The 14973-nt window shown below is 70.1% G+C and carries 15 protein-coding genes; 9 read left to right on the forward strand and 6 right to left on the reverse strand.

Features of this window, described 5'->3' with window-relative positions; genetic code table 11:
• Positions 1-172: 172 nt before the first annotated feature.
• From urtA to urtE, 5 genes are read left to right on the forward strand one after another with little or no spacing between them, the layout of a single operon-like run.
• A complete protein-coding gene (gene urtA / locus ABGB18_RS06045) occupies positions 173-1378 on the forward strand; it encodes an urea ABC transporter substrate-binding protein (RefSeq protein WP_347694352.1) in 1206 nt (401 codons plus the stop codon).
• The gene (gene urtB, locus ABGB18_RS06050; RefSeq protein WP_347694353.1) at positions 1378-2226 is read left to right on the forward strand and encodes an urea ABC transporter permease subunit UrtB; all 849 of its coding nucleotides are present in this window, start codon (positions 1378-1380) and stop codon (positions 2224-2226) included. Before urtA ends, urtB begins: the two co-directional genes overlap by 1 nt.
• The gene (urtC, locus tag ABGB18_RS06055; protein ID WP_347694354.1) at positions 2223-3239 is read left to right on the forward strand and encodes an urea ABC transporter permease subunit UrtC; all 1017 of its coding nucleotides are present in this window, start codon (positions 2223-2225) and stop codon (positions 3237-3239) included. Before urtB ends, urtC begins: the two co-directional genes overlap by 4 nt.
• Positions 3223-3972, forward strand: a complete 750-nt coding sequence (urtD, locus tag ABGB18_RS06060; protein ID WP_347694355.1) for an urea ABC transporter ATP-binding protein UrtD — start codon at positions 3223-3225, stop codon at positions 3970-3972. Before urtC ends, urtD begins: the two co-directional genes overlap by 17 nt.
• The gene (gene urtE, locus ABGB18_RS06065; protein ID WP_347694356.1) at positions 3950-4639 is read left to right on the forward strand and encodes an urea ABC transporter ATP-binding subunit UrtE; all 690 of its coding nucleotides are present in this window, start codon (positions 3950-3952) and stop codon (positions 4637-4639) included. The genes urtD and urtE overlap by 23 nt, the downstream gene beginning before the upstream one ends.
• 155 nt (positions 4640-4794) lie before the next feature.
• Here the strand turns inward: urtE and ABGB18_RS06070 are convergent, their stop codons facing one another.
• A complete protein-coding gene (locus ABGB18_RS06070) occupies positions 4795-5511 on the reverse strand; it encodes a Mut7-C RNAse domain-containing protein (RefSeq protein ID WP_347694357.1) in 717 nt (238 codons plus the stop codon).
• 26 nt (positions 5512-5537) lie between these two features.
• Between ABGB18_RS06070 and ABGB18_RS06075 the strand changes: the two genes are divergently transcribed.
• Positions 5538-6443, forward strand: coding sequence for a TAXI family TRAP transporter solute-binding subunit (locus ABGB18_RS06075; protein ID WP_347694358.1), 906 nt, complete (start codon positions 5538-5540; stop codon positions 6441-6443).
• On the opposite strand, the gene ABGB18_RS06080 is transcribed toward ABGB18_RS06075, so the two are convergent.
• The 5 genes from ABGB18_RS06080 to ABGB18_RS06100 form a co-directional block, all read right to left on the reverse strand.
• Positions 6434-7774 carry a HAMP domain-containing sensor histidine kinase gene (locus ABGB18_RS06080; RefSeq protein ID WP_347694359.1) on the reverse strand — a complete coding sequence of 447 codons (1341 nt, stop codon included), beginning with the start codon at positions 7772-7774 and terminating at the stop codon, positions 6434-6436. The genes ABGB18_RS06075 and ABGB18_RS06080 overlap by 10 nt on opposite strands.
• Positions 7771-8436: a response regulator transcription factor gene (locus tag ABGB18_RS06085; protein WP_347694360.1), complete on the reverse strand. Its 666-nt coding sequence runs from the start codon at positions 8434-8436 to the stop codon at positions 7771-7773. The genes ABGB18_RS06080 and ABGB18_RS06085 overlap by 4 nt, the downstream gene beginning before the upstream one ends.
• A gap of 9 nt (positions 8437-8445) precedes the next feature.
• Positions 8446-9759, reverse strand: a complete 1314-nt coding sequence (locus tag ABGB18_RS06090; protein ID WP_347694361.1) for an MFS transporter — start codon at positions 9757-9759, stop codon at positions 8446-8448.
• Between the two features lie 186 nt (positions 9760-9945).
• Positions 9946-11022 (reverse strand): GNAT family N-acetyltransferase, encoded by a 1077-nt coding sequence (locus ABGB18_RS06095; RefSeq protein WP_347694362.1) that lies wholly within the window; start codon positions 11020-11022, stop codon positions 9946-9948.
• Between the two features lie 48 nt (positions 11023-11070).
• Positions 11071-11316 (reverse strand): DUF2630 family protein, encoded by a 246-nt coding sequence (locus ABGB18_RS06100; RefSeq protein WP_347694363.1) that lies wholly within the window; start codon positions 11314-11316, stop codon positions 11071-11073.
• Positions 11317-11354: 38 nt separating this feature from the next.
• Here ABGB18_RS06100 and ddaH point away from each other — a divergent pair, with 38 nt between their 5' ends.
• The 3 genes from ddaH to ABGB18_RS06115 all read left to right on the forward strand — a co-directional run bounded on the left by ddaH (position 11355) and on the right by ABGB18_RS06115 (position 14946).
• Entirely contained in the window at positions 11355-12101 is a 747-nt protein-coding gene (ddaH, locus tag ABGB18_RS06105) for a dimethylargininase (protein WP_347694364.1), read from the forward strand.
• 296 nt (positions 12102-12397) lie between these two features.
• Positions 12398-14104 (forward strand): 2-isopropylmalate synthase, encoded by a 1707-nt coding sequence (gene leuA, locus ABGB18_RS06110; RefSeq protein WP_347694365.1) that lies wholly within the window; start codon positions 12398-12400, stop codon positions 14102-14104.
• A 395-nt stretch (positions 14105-14499) separates the two neighbouring features.
• Complete coding sequence (locus ABGB18_RS06115; protein ID WP_347694366.1) at positions 14500-14946, forward strand: hypothetical protein; 447 nt, start codon at positions 14500-14502, stop codon at positions 14944-14946.
• Positions 14947-14973: the final 27 nt, after the last annotated feature.

Raw genomic sequence — 14973 nt, forward strand, 5'->3', positions numbered from 1 at the left:
CACGCTGTTGCCGGGCGATGTCGTGTTCGTTTCGCGCTGCGGCGAACCGCCGTATGTCGGGTTTTGTGCGTTTGTGAATAGTTGGCAATGGCCAATTAACATCCGGGATCTCCCCGGGAAATTTCGCGGAGTCACCTTTCTCGCAGTACCGGTCGGCAGGAAGGAACCCGCCGTGCGCATCCCCCGCCCGATTCTCTCCGTACTGCTCGCCTTACCCCTCGTGGCCTGCGGGTCCGGCGCCGGGACCGCCGCCGACCCCAACGCGATCAAGGTCGGGCTCCTGCACTCGCTCAGCGGCACCATGGCGATCAGCGAGGTCACCGTGCGCGACGCCGAGCTGCTGGCGATCGAGGAGATCAACAAGGCCGGCGGCGTGCTGGGCAAGAAGCTCGTCCCCGTGGTGGAGGACGGCGCCTCCGACTGGCCCACGTTCGCGGAGAAGGCCACCAAGCTCATCCGCCAGGACAAGGTCGCCACCGTCTTCGGCGGCTGGACCTCGGCCAGCAGGAAGGCGATGCTGCCGGTCTTCGAACGCCACAAGGCGCTGCTGTGGTATCCGGTGCAGTACGAGGGCCTGGAGAGCTCCCCGTACATCTTCTACACCGGCGCCACCACCAACCAGCAGATCATCCCCGGCCTGGACTACCTGAGGGAGCAGGGCGAGAAGTCGCTGTTCCTGGTCGGCAGCGACTACGTCTTCCCGCGTACCGCCAACAAGATCATCAAAGCGTACGCGGCCGCGAACGGGATGACGATCCTCGGCGAGGAGTACACGCCGCTCGGCCACACCGAATACTCCACCCTGGTCAACAAGGTCATGGGGGCCAGGCCGGACGCCGTCTTCAACACGCTCAACGGAGACAGCAACGTCGCCTTCTTCAAACAACTCAAGAGCGCCGGGGCCACGGCGGAGAGCATGCCGGTGCTGTCGGTGAGCATCGCCGAGGAGGAGGTCACCGGCATCGGCGTGGACAACATCGCCGGCCAGCCGGTCGCCTGGAACTACTACCAGACCACCGACACCCCGGCCAACGCCGCCTTCGTCAAGGCGTACAAGGCCAGGTACGGCGCCGCCAAGGTCACGAGCGACCCCATGGAGGCCGGCTACAACGCCGTCTACCTGTGGGCCGAGGCCGTCAAGAAGGCGGGCACCACCGAGGTCGAGGCGGTCAGGAAGGCCGCGCCCGGCATCGCGCTGGAACGGCCCGAGGGCCTGGTCACCATCGACGGCGAGACCCAGCACATGTACAAGACCGCGCGCATCGGCGTCGTCCAGCCGGACGGCCTGATCAAGCAGGTGTGGGACTCGGGCGAGCCGATCAAGCCCGATCCCTACCTCAAGGGCTACCCATGGGCGGCCGGGCTGGCGGGCCAGTGATGACGGCCTTCCTCAACCAGCTCCCCATCGGGCTGTCCATCGGGGCGGTGCTGCTGCTCATCGCGCTCGGGCTGACGTTCACGTTCGGGCAGATGGGCGTGATCAACATGGCGCACGGCGAGTTCATCATGGCGGGCGCCTACACCGCGTTCCTGATGGGGGATCTCGTGCCGGCGCTGCCGGTGGCGTTCCTGGTGGCCGGGGTGATGGGGCTGGTCCTGGAGCGGGCCGCCATCCGGCACTTCTACGGGCGGCCGCTGGACACGCTGCTGCTCACCTGGGGCGTCAGCCTGGTGCTGCAGCAGCTCGCCCGCGACCTGTTCGGCGCGCCCAACGTGCAGGTGCCGGCGCCCGCCTGGCTGGCCGGAGGGGTGGGGATCCTGCCCTACAACCGGCTGTTCATCATGGGGCTCGCGGTCGCGGGCGTGGTCGCCGTCTGGGTCTACCTCACCCGCACCCGGCTCGGCCGCCGGACCCAGGCCGTGGTGCAGAACCGGCGGCTCGCCGCCACCAGCGGCATCGACACCGGCCGGGTGGACATGCTGACGTTCTTCATCGGGTCGGGGCTGGCGGGCGTGGCCGGGGTGGCGCTGACGCTCATCGGGCCGGTGGGGCCGGCGCTCGGCACGTACTACATCGTCGACGCGTTCCTGGTCGTCGTCGCGGGTGGGCTGGGGCAGTTGCGCGGCGCGGTGCTGGCGGCGGCCGGGCTCGGGCTGCTCAACTCCTACGCCGAGTTCTGGTCCGACGCCTCGCTCGCCAAGGTGCTGGTCTTCGCCGTGGTCATCGCGTTCCTGCAGGTGCGGCCGCAGGGCCTGTTCGTGCTCAGGTCGAGGGTGCTCACATGATCAGACGACATCTGCCCTTCGCGACGGTGGCCGTGATCGCGCTGGTGGCCGCCCCGCTGCTGCTGGAGCCGTTCCGGCTGGGGCTGCTGGCGAAATACCTGTGCTACGCGATCGTCGCGCTCGGGATCGGGCTGGCCTGGGGGCAGGGCGGCATGCTCACCCTCGGGCAGGGCGTGTTCTTCGGGCTCGGCGGCTATTCCATGGCGATGTACCTCAAGCTCGCCGAGGGCGGCGGGCTGCCGGACTTCATGGTGTGGAGCGGGGTGGAGGAGCTGCCGGCGTTGTGGGTGCCGTTCGCCAACCCGGTCTTCGCCGTCGGCATGGCGATCCTGGGGCCCGTGGCGCTCGCGCTGGTCCTGGGCACACTGGTGTTCCGGCAGCGGGTACGCGGCGCGTACTTCGCCATCCTCACCCAGGCCCTGGCCGCCGCCATGGTCATCCTGCTCGTCGGCCAGCAGGGCCTGACCGGCGGCACCAACGGCATGACGAACTTCTTCGAGCTGTTCGGCCAGGACCTGGCCGAGGACTCCACGCAGCGCGGGCTCTACCTGGTGGTCGCCGGCGTGCTGGGCGTCCTCTACCTGGCCACCCGGCAGCTCGTACGGAGCCGGTACGGCCGGCTGCTCGTCGCGGTCCGGGACGGCGAGGACCGGGTGCGCTTCCTCGGCTACGACCCGGCCCTGGTCAAGACCGTCACCTTCGCCCTCTCGGCGGGCATGGCGGGGCTGGCGGGCGCGCTGTTCGTGCCGGTCGTCGGCATCATCTCGCCCGCCCTGCTCGGCGTGGTGCCCTCGCTGGAGCTGGTCGTCGCGGTGGCCGTGGGCGGGCGGCACGCGCTGGCCGGGGCCGTGCTCGGCGCGGTCGTCATGGGTTACGCCAAGACCGCGTTCAGCGAGCAGTTCGCCGACGGCTGGCTGTACCTGCAGGGCGCGCTGTTCATCCTGGTCATGACTTTGGCCCCGAAGGGCGTCGTGGGGCTGGCGGGGAGGTTGCGCCGTGCTCGAACTACGTGACGTGCACGTGGTGTTCGACGGGTTCCGCGCGCTCGACGGCGTGAACCTGACCGTGCCGGAGGGCGAGCTGCGCTTCCTCATCGGCCCCAACGGCGCGGGCAAGACCACGCTGATCGACGTGATCACCGGCCTGACCAGGCCCGCGGCGGGCAGCGTCCGGTTCGACGGGCACGACCTGGTGGGCCGCAAGGAGCACCGGATCGTGCGGCTCGGCGTGGGCCGCACCTTCCAGACCTCGGTCGTGTTCGAGGAGCTCACCGTGGTGGAGAACCTCGACCTGGCTGCCAGTTTCCGCAGGCCGCTGTGGTCGCTGGCCAGGCGGCGCCGGGGCGTGTCGGAGGCGGTCGCCGAGGCTCTGGCCAGGACCGGCCTCGAAGAGCTCGCCGAACGTTCAGCGGGCGTTCTCTCCCACGGTCAGCGGCAGTGGCTGGAGATCGGGATGCTGCTGGCGCAGCGGCCCCGGCTGCTGCTGCTGGACGAGCCGGTGGCGGGCATGTCCAGCGACGAACGCGAGCGCACCGGTGAGCTGCTCACCGAGATCGCCGACGACCACACGGTGATCGTGGTGGAGCACGACATGGACTTCCTGCGGCGGCACGCATCGACCGTGACCGTGCTGCACGAGGGCCGGGTGCTCGTGGAGGGATCGGTGCAGCAGGTCAGCGCCGATCCCCGGGTGCAGGAGGTCTATCTGGGGAGGAGGCCCACCGATGCTGTCGGTAACCGGCCTTGAGTCGGGATACGGGAGGGCCCGGGTGCTGTTCGGGGTCTCGCTGGAGGTCGAGCCGGGGCAGCTCGTGTGCGTCATGGGACGCAACGGCGTCGGCAAGACCACGTTGCTCAACACCGTCATGGGCGTGCTGCCCGCGACGGCCGGCACGGTCACGTTCGACGGCCGCGACATCACCCGGCTCAAGCCGCACGAGCGGGTGCGGCTCGGCATGGCGTACGTGCCGCAGGGCCATCAGTGTTTTCCCACACTGTCGGTGCTCGGCAACCTGATGGTGACCGCGGAGGCGGCCAGGCAGCCGCGCGCGGCCATCGACGCGGCCCTGGACGTCTTCCCCGCGCTGCGGCCGCTGCTCAAGCGCAGCGCCGGGCACCTGTCGGGCGGCCAGCAGCAGCAGCTCGCCATGGCCCGCGCGCTGGTGACCAAGCCCCGGATGCTCATCCTGGACGAGCCGACCGAGGGCATCCAGCCGTCGATCATCCTGGAGATCGAGGCGGCCATCGAGCGGCTGCACGCCGAGGGGCTGGCGGTGCTGATCGTGGAGCAGTACCTGGACATCGCGCTGCGGCTGGCCGACAGGTTCGTCATCCTGGACGGCGGCCAGGTCGTGCGCACCGGCGCCGCCGAGGACCTGCACGGCGAGGAGGTGCGCCGCCTGCTCGCCGTGTAGGGACGGCAACCTGCTCGCCGTTCCGCGGGCCGCGGTGCTTCGGCACGGTCGGCGTACGGTCCCCGCCGTCCCCGCCGTCCCCGCCGCGCACCTCGAGCGGTCCCATGATGCGGAATTCCATGCGACCTCCTTCCGCGGTGTCCGAGCGGTCCTTCCTAGGATGCCCAGGCGCGGGCCGTCTTGACGATCTCTTCCAGATGTCCGCTGTGCGCGCCGTGCCAGTAGACGTGGCCGCAGACGCCGCACCGGCCGTAGGCATCGTAGTTGCGCCGGGTGCCCGCCCGCAGCAGGGGCTCGACCTCACCCTTCGTGACGGGCACCAGCTCGCCGTTGCACGCCGTGCAGCGCGTCCACGGGGACAGCGGCGGGGAGAAGCGTTCGAGCAGGTCACGTAGCTGGTCGGCGGGGCGGGAGCCGCGCACGTACGCGCCCAGCCACAGGGCGCGCCGGCGCAGCAGGCCGCGGTCCTGGGTGAGCAGCACCCGGCGCTCGGCGTTGGCCTGCGCCACGAGGGCGGGGTCGTCCATGTCGTTGTGGTAGGCGGCGTCGATGCCGAGCAGCCGCAGCCGCCGCGCCAGCGTGCCCAGGTGGACGTCCAGCAGGAAGCGTGGCTCCGCCGGGAGCTGCTGCGGGCGGGGCACCGGGTGGATCTCCACCACGTCGTCGGGCGCGAGCTGGTAGGAGGGCGACACGCCGCGGCCGGCCACGATCATCGGGCCCACCTCGGTCAGCGGGATGCCGATCGACTCGACGTGGTGGCCCAGCGTGGAGGTGCCGTCCGGGGCCACCTCCTGCCACTCCTGGCGGCGGCTCACCGGCAGGAACATCCTCAGCTCTGAGGCGATGCGCAGACTGGCTGTCACAATGTCCATTCTGTGGCACCGGCTAACGTGAATTCATGCCGATATCCCGTCGCGCCTTTCTCGGGTTCGCCGCGCTGGCGGCCGGGTGCTCGGCCGCCGGGGGCCCGGCGCCGGAGCTGCGGCTGGCGACGGGATCCGTCGGCGGGCCGTACGAGCAGTTCGGCGACCGGCTCGCCGTCGAGTTGCGGCGCGAGGGGCTCGCGGTACGGGTGCTGCGGACGGCCGCCAGTGTGCAGAACCTGGCGATGATGGCCGGCGGGCGGGCCGACGCCGGGTTCGCGCTGGCCGACAGCGCCGACGACGCGGTCCGGCTGCGCCACCAGCCGGTGTCGGCACTGGCCAGGGTGTACCTGAACTACGTGCATCTGGTGACCCGGCGGGGCGCGGGCATCGCGGCGGTCGGGGATCTGGCCGGGCGGGCGGTCTCCATCGGGGAGGAGGGCTCGGGCACCGCGGTGACCGCCACCCGCGTGCTCGCCGCGGCCGGCCTCGCGGCTCCCCCCGAGGTCTCCCGGCTGGCCCTGGAGACCTCGATCGAGGCCTTACGGGGTGGCGGGATCGACGCGTTCTTCTGGTCCGGCGGCGTGCCCACACCCGCGCTGGCCTCGCTCGGCGACATCGAGCTCGTCCCGCTGGAGTCCCTGGTGCCGGTGCTGCGCCGCCGCTTCGGTCCCGTCTACGAGCCCGTGTCCGTGCCCGCCCACGTGTACGGCGGCGCGAAGCCGGTCCCCACCGTGGGCACCCCCAGCTACCTCATGTGCCGTACCGGGCTGCCCGACGACCTGGCCTACACCGTCACCGAGACCCTGTTCAGCGCCCGGGACCGTCTCCAGGCCCCCTCGGCCCCGGGCGGCCGCCTGGACAGCCGCTACGCCATCAGCACCGGCGTCGTCCCCCTTCATCCCGGTGCCGCCCGCTACTACCGCTCTGTCTACGGCTGATCCGGGTACGGCTGGTCGGGTCTCAGCTCCACCACCAGCCCGTGCGGCGCGGCGGGCAGCAGCCGCAGCGTGGCCCCGCACGCCCTGGCCAGCTCGGTGGCGATGGCCAGGCCGAGCCCGCTGCCGGGCACGTTCGCGTGTGCCGCCGACCGCCAGAACCGCCCCGGCGCCTCGGCCCGCTCGTCCGGGCCCAGCCCGGGGCCGTCGTCGGCCACCCGGAGCACCCCGTCCACCAGGGTGACGGTCACGGTGCCGCCCGCGGGAACGAACTTCTGGGCGTTGTCGAGGGCGATGTCCGCGATCCGGGCCGCCGCCTCCGGCACAACCGACATTTCTGGAATCTCGGTCACCAGTCGCACCTTCTTCGCCGCATACACCTCCTCCCACTCACGCAGCCGCGGCCCCAGCGGGACCTCCCTGCCCGTGCCGCCCGCCCCCGCCTCCACCCTGGCCAGCGCCAGCAGGTCCGCCACCAGCAGCGTCAGCCGGTCCAGCTCCGCCAGCGCCTCCTGGAACTCCGTGGTGCCCTCGGCCCGCAGATGCGGCTCCAGGTTCTCCAGCCGTAGCCCCAGCACCGTCAGCGGGGTGCGCAGCTCGTGCGAGGCGTCGGCGACGAACGCCCGCTGCCGCTCCATCGCGCCGGAGACCGCGTCGGCCATCGCGTTGAACCGCTCCTCCAGCCTCCGCAGCTCCGACGGGCCGACCCCCGGGTGCGCCCGCGCGTCCAGCCGGCCCCGCGCGATGGCCCGCGTCGTGCGGTCCAGCTCGGTGACCGGCCGCAGGATCCACCGGGCCAGCCGCCGGGCCACCAGCGCCGCGCACGCCAGCGCCACCAGCGCCCCCGTCGCCAGCGCCGCCCACACCAGCGACACGTCCCGCCTGGCCTGGCCGGTGGGCGCCGCCAGCAGGACCACGCCGGACACCTGCGCGTCCCGGCCCGCCGGCTCGGCCAGCAGCACCGTGGCCGGGCCGAACGGGCTGATCGTGGGCAGGTCCTCGGTCGTGCGGCCGGACAGGGCCAGGCGGGTGGCGTCCCGGTCGTCGGCGTCGAATCGGCCTGCGGAGGCGCGTACGATGCCGTCCCGGTCGCGTACGCGCACCGCCGCCCCGTACAGGTCGGCGTAGCGGGTGATCTCGGCGACCAGCCCCGTGCGGTCGTCCTCCCTGGCCGCCTGGTCGGCCAGCTCCGCGAAGCGGGTGGCGTCGGCGCGGCGGTCGAGCAGCAGGCGGTTCGTCCGGTGCGAGGCGTAGGCCAGGCCCAGCGGCACGGCCAGTGCCGCGATGATGAACACGATCAGCGTGGTGAACGTGACCACCAGCCGGGAGTTCACGCCGTCGAGCCCAGCCGGTAGCCGGTGCCGCGCAACGTCTCCACCAGCCCGGGACGGCCCGTCTTCGCCCGCAGGTTGGCCACGTGCACGTCGAGCGAGCGGGACGCGGACAGCAGCGGGTCGCCCCAGATCTCGTCCAGGATCTCCTCCCGGCCGCGCACCACGCCGGGCTCGCGCGCCAGCATCGCCAGCAGGTCGAACTCCCGCCTGGTCAGCGTCACGAGCTCGCCCGCCACCGCCACCTGCCGGGACTCCAGGTCGATGCGGACGTCGCCCACGCACACCACGTCGTCGCGCGGCGGGCGCGGCCTGGTGCCGCGGCGCACCACCGCCTCCATGCGCGCCATCAGCTCGACCGTGCGGAACGGCTTGACCAGGTAGTCGTCGGCGCCCGAACGCAGGCCGCGCAGCACCTCCCGCTCCTCCGTACGGGCGGTGACCACGATCAGCGGCACCGCCGACACCCGGCGCAGGCGGCGCAGCGCGTCGAGCCCGTCCATGTCGGGCAGCCCCAGGTCCAGCAGGACGAAGTCGACGCCCCCCGCCAGGCGGAGGGCGTCGACCGCCAGGCCCGCCCGGGTGACCTGGTGGCCGTGCCGGGCGAGGGCCGTGGTGAGCGCGGAGGCGAGCCGATCGTCGTCCTCGACCAGCAGAACTCGCATGGCGCCAGGTTAGACGGGAGCGGGCGAGGCGTCCCCGGCGGCCCGCTCCGCCCGCGTCAGCGCGACGTCCCTGGTCTCACGCATGACGAGGTAGACGACGAGGGACACCGCGGCGCAGCCGGCGACATACCAGAAGAAGCCGGACTCGATGCCGTTGTCCTTGAACCACAGCGCCACGTACTCGGCGGTGCCGCCGAACAGGGCGTTCGCGATGGCGTAGGGGAGTGCCACGCCCAGCGCGCGCACGGTCGTGGGGAACAGCTCGGCCTTCACCACGGCGTTGATCGAGGTGTAGCCGGTGACGATCACCAGGCCGGCGAGCGAGAGCGCGAGGGCGCCGGCGAAGCCTCCGACCTGGCCGAGCGCCGTCATCAGCGGCACCGTGCCCAGCATCGACCCGATCCCGAACGTGATCAGCAACGGCCTGCGCCCGATCCGGTCCGACAGCGCCCCGGCCGCCGGCTGCAGGCACATGAAGATCAGCAAGGCGAAGAAACTGACCAGTGTGGCCGTCTCCTTCTCCAGGCCGGCCGTGTTCGACAGGTACTTGGTGAGGTAGGTCGTGTAGGTGTAGTACGCGACCGTCCCGCCCATGGTCAGGGCGATGACCAGGAGCGCCTCGCGGCGGTGTGCGAGCAGCTCCCTGATGGTGCCGCGGGAGCCCTGCCCTTCCGCGCGCTCCTCCTCGCCGTACGCCTCCGTCTCCAGAAGACTGCGGCGCAGGTAGAACACGACCGCGGCGGCCAGGGCGCCGACCACGAACGGGATGCGCCAGCCGTAGGAGTTCAGTGCCTCCGTGGACAGCGAGTTCTGCAGGATGATCTGCAGGCCGAGGCCGACGAGCTGGCCGGCGGTCATGGAGACGTACTGGAAGCTGGAGGCGAAGCCGCGGCGGCCCTTCGGGGTGGCCTCGGTGAGGTAGGTGGCGCTGGCCGCGTACTCGCCGCCCACGGACAGGCCCTGCAGCAGGCGCGCCACCACCAGGACCAGGGCGCCGAAGTAGCCGGCCGTCTCGTATGTCGGGGCTATGGCGATCAGCAGGGCGCTGGCGGACATCAGCGTGACGGTGAGCGTGAGCGCCGCCTTGCGGCCCCGGCGGTCGGCGTAGCGGCCGAGCAGCCAGCCGCCGAGCGGGCGCATGAAGAATCCCACGGCGAAGATGGCGGCGGTGTTGAGCAGCTTGGCGGTGTCGTCGCCGTCGGGGAAGAACGACGCGGCGAAGTAGACGGCGAAGCTGCTGTAGACGAACCAGTCGTACCACTCGACCAGGTTGCCGACGGAGCCGCCGACCACCGCCTTCCACGGCACGCGTGCCTTGCTCAAGGTGACCTCCTGGGGGGTATGGGTGCAGGTCAGAGCCTTTCCCCAGAAGGTTGTTCGGGCAAGGTGCGCCGGGCCAGATCTAACCTGCGCTTAACATGAGCTTTGCCCGCGCCATACCGTGGGCCGTCACTGCGGTACGGCGTTCTTCGCTCCGTTCGAGGGCGAGCTCGGGCCAGAACGCATCGGTCAGTTAGCCCCCGGAAGCCGCGTTGTTCCATGCCCCTTTGTCGCATGGCCAGCTGTTCCAGGCTCTTTGTCGGCAACTATTGACCTCGAGTCCGCACTTCGTCCGGCCTCCACCGTCAGACGCCACTCGTTCCACTCGTCGAAGAGCTCGAAGCCCATCGCCTCGTTGATGGCCAGCATGGGGGCGTTGGAGGTGGCGTTCCAGGTGATGATCCGCTCCAGTTGGGGCTCCCGCTCGCGCAGCCAGAGCAGGTTGCCGAGCTTGAGCAGCAGGCCCAGCCGGCGAGCCCGGTGCTCGCCCAGCACCATCGTGTCCGCCTGCGAGCCCCAGCCGTCCGAGCGGTCGGCCTGGAGATAGACGCGCGTATACCCGGCCGGAGCGCCGTCGGAGTCGCGACGGGCGATCATCGTGTAGCAGGTCCGGCCGGTGGCGGGGATGCCCTCCTCGCGGGCGCGCAGGCGTTCGACGTTGAATGCGGCGTCCTCGAGGTCCGCGTCGCGCGGGGCGTCGTTCATGCCGCCCATCAGGGTGACGAGGTCGGGGAGGAGGCCGGGGTCCGCGGGGCCGACACAGCGCTCCAGGCTGTAGCCCTCGACCCGGGGGAGCAGGCGTTCCAGCGCCGCCCAGTCGGCTCTGCGCAGGTCGAGCGTGCGGCGGGCCTCGACGAGCGAGACCGACATGCCGTGGGTCCGCGCGAAGCGCGCGCCGACGCCGGTGGCGGACGTCTCGGCGAGGAGCAGTCGCCTGCCGTGGGCGCGCATGCGGTCCAGGGCGTGCTCGAAGAGCCGCGAGCCGAGGCCGTGGCCGCGCCGCTCGGGGCGTACGACCAGGGGGAAGATCCAGCCCATGTGGGTGTTGTCGAGCCGGGAGAGTGACAGCGCGTAGCCGCCGGCGACCTTGCCCTCCTCGGCCGCCACCCACACCTCGACCCGTTCGCCCGGAGCGTCGGTGCAGACGGTGTGGCGGAAATGGGCCAGGGAGAGCTTGGGGCCGGGGTCGTCGGTGCTGGCGGCCACGTACGCGTCGTGCAAGCCCATGATGAGCTGGTCGTCGAGATCAACGGGCCGGATGCGCATACGGCCAGCAAAGCGCACGAGCGCGGCGCGGGCCAACGCATTTTCCGCCTACTGGCGGTAGTTTTCCACCTCGCTGGCCGAGCGGGCGCTGGCGCCGTCGGGGTCCTCGCCCGCGCTGCGTCTGGCCCGGCGCTGCCTGAGCAGATCCCAGCACTGGTCGAGGGCCGTTTCCAGCTCCTTGATGCGTGCGTGCTCCTGGTCCGAGGTCAGCTCGCCCGCTGACATCTTGTTCCGTAGCTCGTGCTCCTCGGTGACCAGAGCACTGATCCTGGTGAGTATCTCGTTGTCCCGCATGTCCAAGACTCTAACCACTGCGTGATAGAACACGCCTTATGCCTGGTATCGCGCTATTGAGGAAACCCGGCCCCCATGTCTCGGGGGGCATCGTCACGCACATCGAGCGCGAGCCGGTGGATCCCGTACGGGCGCTGGCCCAGCACGACGCCTACGCCGCCGCGCTGGCCGAGAGCGGGTGGCGGCCGGTCTACGCGTCGGCCGCGGACGAGTTGCCGGACGCGCCCTTCGTGGAGGACGCCGCGGTGGTGTCGGGCCGGCTGGCCGTGCTCACCCGGCCCGGGGCGCCGGAGCGGCGGCCCGAGGTGGAGTCGGTGGCGGCGGCCGTACGGGAGCTGGGGTTGACGGCGGTCCGGATCGCCGCGCCCGGCACCCTCGACGGGGGAGACGTGCTGCAGGTCGGCCCCACCGTGTACGTCGGCAGGTCGGCCCGCACCAACGACGCCGGGATCAGGCAACTGGCGTCCCTCCTGCCGGAGCGTCGGGTCGTACCGGTGAACATGTCCGGCGTGCTGCACCTGAAATCGGCGGTGACGGCGCTGCCCGACGGCACGCTCATCGGCGATCCCCGGCGGGTGGAGCTGCCGGGGCTGCTGGTGCCGCCAGAGGAGTCGGGCTCGCACGTGGTGGTGCTGGGCGATGACCGCGTCCTCATGGCCGCCTCGGCCCCGGAGACGGCCGCCCTGCTCGAAAAGCGTGGATTTATCACGATAAAGACTGATATTTCTGAGTTCGAAAAGCTAGAAGGCTGCGTAACCTGCCTCAGCGTCCTCATCCCGGACTGACGCCACCCAACGCGCCCCTCACCCCCCACCGGCCGCTTGCACCCCACCATCGCTTCATCGCGCCGCGGAAGCTGCCATGACCCCGCCGGTCGGACGGCGGGTCGTGGCCGCGCCACCCGATTTCTCAGCATGTGAGATCAAGGACGTCGTCTCCCGAGACGTCTGGTACCGTCGTCTACATGCTGCGCGGACTCCTGCTTAGCCGCCGCGGCGGGGGCCTCTGAGGCCGGCTCCCTCGCCGCGGTGCGAGTCGTGCGCGTCGGCCGCTTCTTCCCGACCGACGAGGAGCAGGATCCATGACCGCCCAGAAGCCCAGCAGCATGCCCGTGCACCGCTACCAACCCTTCGAGCCGATCCGCCTGACCGACCGCACCTGGCCCGATCAGGTGATCACCAAGGCGCCTCGATGGTGTGCGGTGGACCTGCGTGACGGCAACCAGGCGTTGATCGACCCGATGGACTCCCACCGCAAGCTGCAGATGTTCGAGCTGTTGGTGCGGATGGGCTACAAGGAGATCGAGGTGGGCTTCCCGGCCGCCTCGCAGACCGACTTCGACTTCATCCGGCAGATCATCGAGGAAGGCCGCATCCCGGATGACGTCGTCGTCCAGGTGCTGACCCAGGCCAGGCCGGAGCTCATCGAGCGTACCTTCGAGGCGATCGAGGGCGCCAAGCAGGCCATCGTCCACCTGTACAACTCGACCTCCACCCTCCAGCGCCGCGTCGTGTTCGGCCAGGACAAGGACGGCATCACCGCCATCGCCGTCGAGGGCGCCAAGCTGGTCAAGAAGCTCGCCGACGCGACCGACGTGGACGTACGCTTCCAGTACTCGCCCGAGTCGTTCACCGGCACCGAGCTGGAATACGCCGTCGAGGTGTGCGACGCGGTCAACGAGGTCTGGCAGCCCACCCCGGACCGCAAGGTCATCATCAACCTGCCCGCCACGGTCGAGATGGCCACGCCCAACATCTACGCCGACCAGATCGAGTGGATGCACCGCCACCTCAAGCACCGCGACTCGATCGTCCTGTCGCTGCACCCGCACAACGACCGCGGCAGCGCAGTGGCCGCCGCCGAGCTGGGCTACATGGCCGGCGCCGACCGCATCGAGGGCTGCCTGTTCGGCAACGGCGAGCGCACCGGCAACGTATGCCTGGTCACGCTGGGCATGAACCTGTTCTCCCAGGGCATCGACCCCGAGATCGACTTCAGTGACATCGACGAGATCCGCCGGGTCACCGAATACTGCAACCAGCTGCCCGTGCACCCGCGCCACCCGTGGGGCGGCGAGCTGGTCTACACCGCCTTCTCCGGCTCCCACCAGGACGCCATCAAGAAGGGCTTCGAGCACCTGGAGACCGACGCGGCGGCGGCCGGGGTGCCGGTGGACGATTTCACCTGGGCCGTCCCGTACCTGCCGATCGACCCGAAGGACATCGGCCGCAGCTACGAGGCGGTCATCCGGGTCAACAGCCAGTCGGGCAAGGGCGGCGTCGCGTACATCATGAAGGCCGACCACCAGCTCGACCTGCCGCGGCGGCTGCAGATCGAGTTCTCCAAGGTGGTGCAGGCCCGCACCGACAGCGAGGGCGGTGAGATCAGCCCGGCCGCGATGTACGAGATCTTCCGCGACGAATACCTGCCCAACCCGGGCAACCGGTGGGGTCGCCTCAGCCTGCTGGCCCACCGCCACGATTCCACCGTGGACGACAAGGACCACATCGGCGCCGACGTCCGCCTCGACGGCGAGATCCGCGAGATCGACGGCACCGGCAACGGCCCGATCTCGGCCTTCATCGACGCCATCGCCGGAGTCGGCATCCAGGTGCGCGTCCTTGACTACGTCGAGCACGCGATGAGCGCCGGCACGGACGCCAAGGCGGCCTCCTACCTCGAATGCGAGGTCGACGGGCGGGTCCTCTGGGGGGTCGGCGTGGACGCCAACGCCACCACGGCCTCCCTCAAGGCGATCATCTCAGCGGTCAACCGCGCCTCCCACTGATAACCCTTTGCTTAACAACCCGACCGCGCTCTCTCGATCAGAGAGGCGCGGTCGAGTTGTTGTTGCTGAGGGCGTTTCCCGCTGATTGATGATATGCGCGCCAAATGTAGCACCCTTTCGCCCAATTCATATCAGGAGAAAAGTTTTATTCGGACCTGATCGGCCGAAGGAGACTCCGGGCGGTGGTCGGCAAAACCCTGGTAGCGCGCCAGGGTGCGAGCCGATCAATGAGGAAAGTCGCGCGGCCGCGGGCATCGTATGTAAGAATTAACCGAGCCTGCGGGTCGGAAGGGTCTGCGACGAGTCGCCTCGTGGGTTTTGGAGTTCTTCTGGTCGCCAAAAACGAAAAGTAGGCCCTATCTCTTGCCTACGGTGACATGGGGAGTCAGGAAATTATGGCAAACATCATCGCCGAACTCCTGGACAAGCGCGAGATCTTGAAACATCTGACCGGTATCGCAGATGTCGAGGCCGAGTGGGATCTCTACGGAATAAACGCCGATGCCGACGGGTGGATCGGCACCGGCGCCAACGGGATCCGAATAAACGAGACTCAAAGCGAAGGATACCTCGTCAAATATGAACTCTGGGACGGGCCGCCTCCTCCGCTCGTCTCCTGGGACAGGGCCTGGTCCGGAAACGTACGCCTGGCCTCCGGAGTGGTGTTCGCCGTAAACGGTAATTCCGGTAGCGTGTTCTACGGAGCCGAGTTCGACCTTGGCCGGCGGGACAACGTCTGGCAGGTCAGAATCCATCGCAAGTCCCTGGGTTACGAGGAGTTCACGCCGGACCTCGTTAGCTTCACTCTGCTGAAGCTACAGTTTTGGCTTGCGCCGCTGTAGGCAGAGATAGGCGGAATTCTGGGGGTC

Origin of the sequence: Nonomuraea sp. B12E4, assembly GCF_039871825.1 — a bacterium.
Lineage (GTDB): Bacteria > Actinomycetota > Actinomycetes > Streptosporangiales > Streptosporangiaceae > Nonomuraea.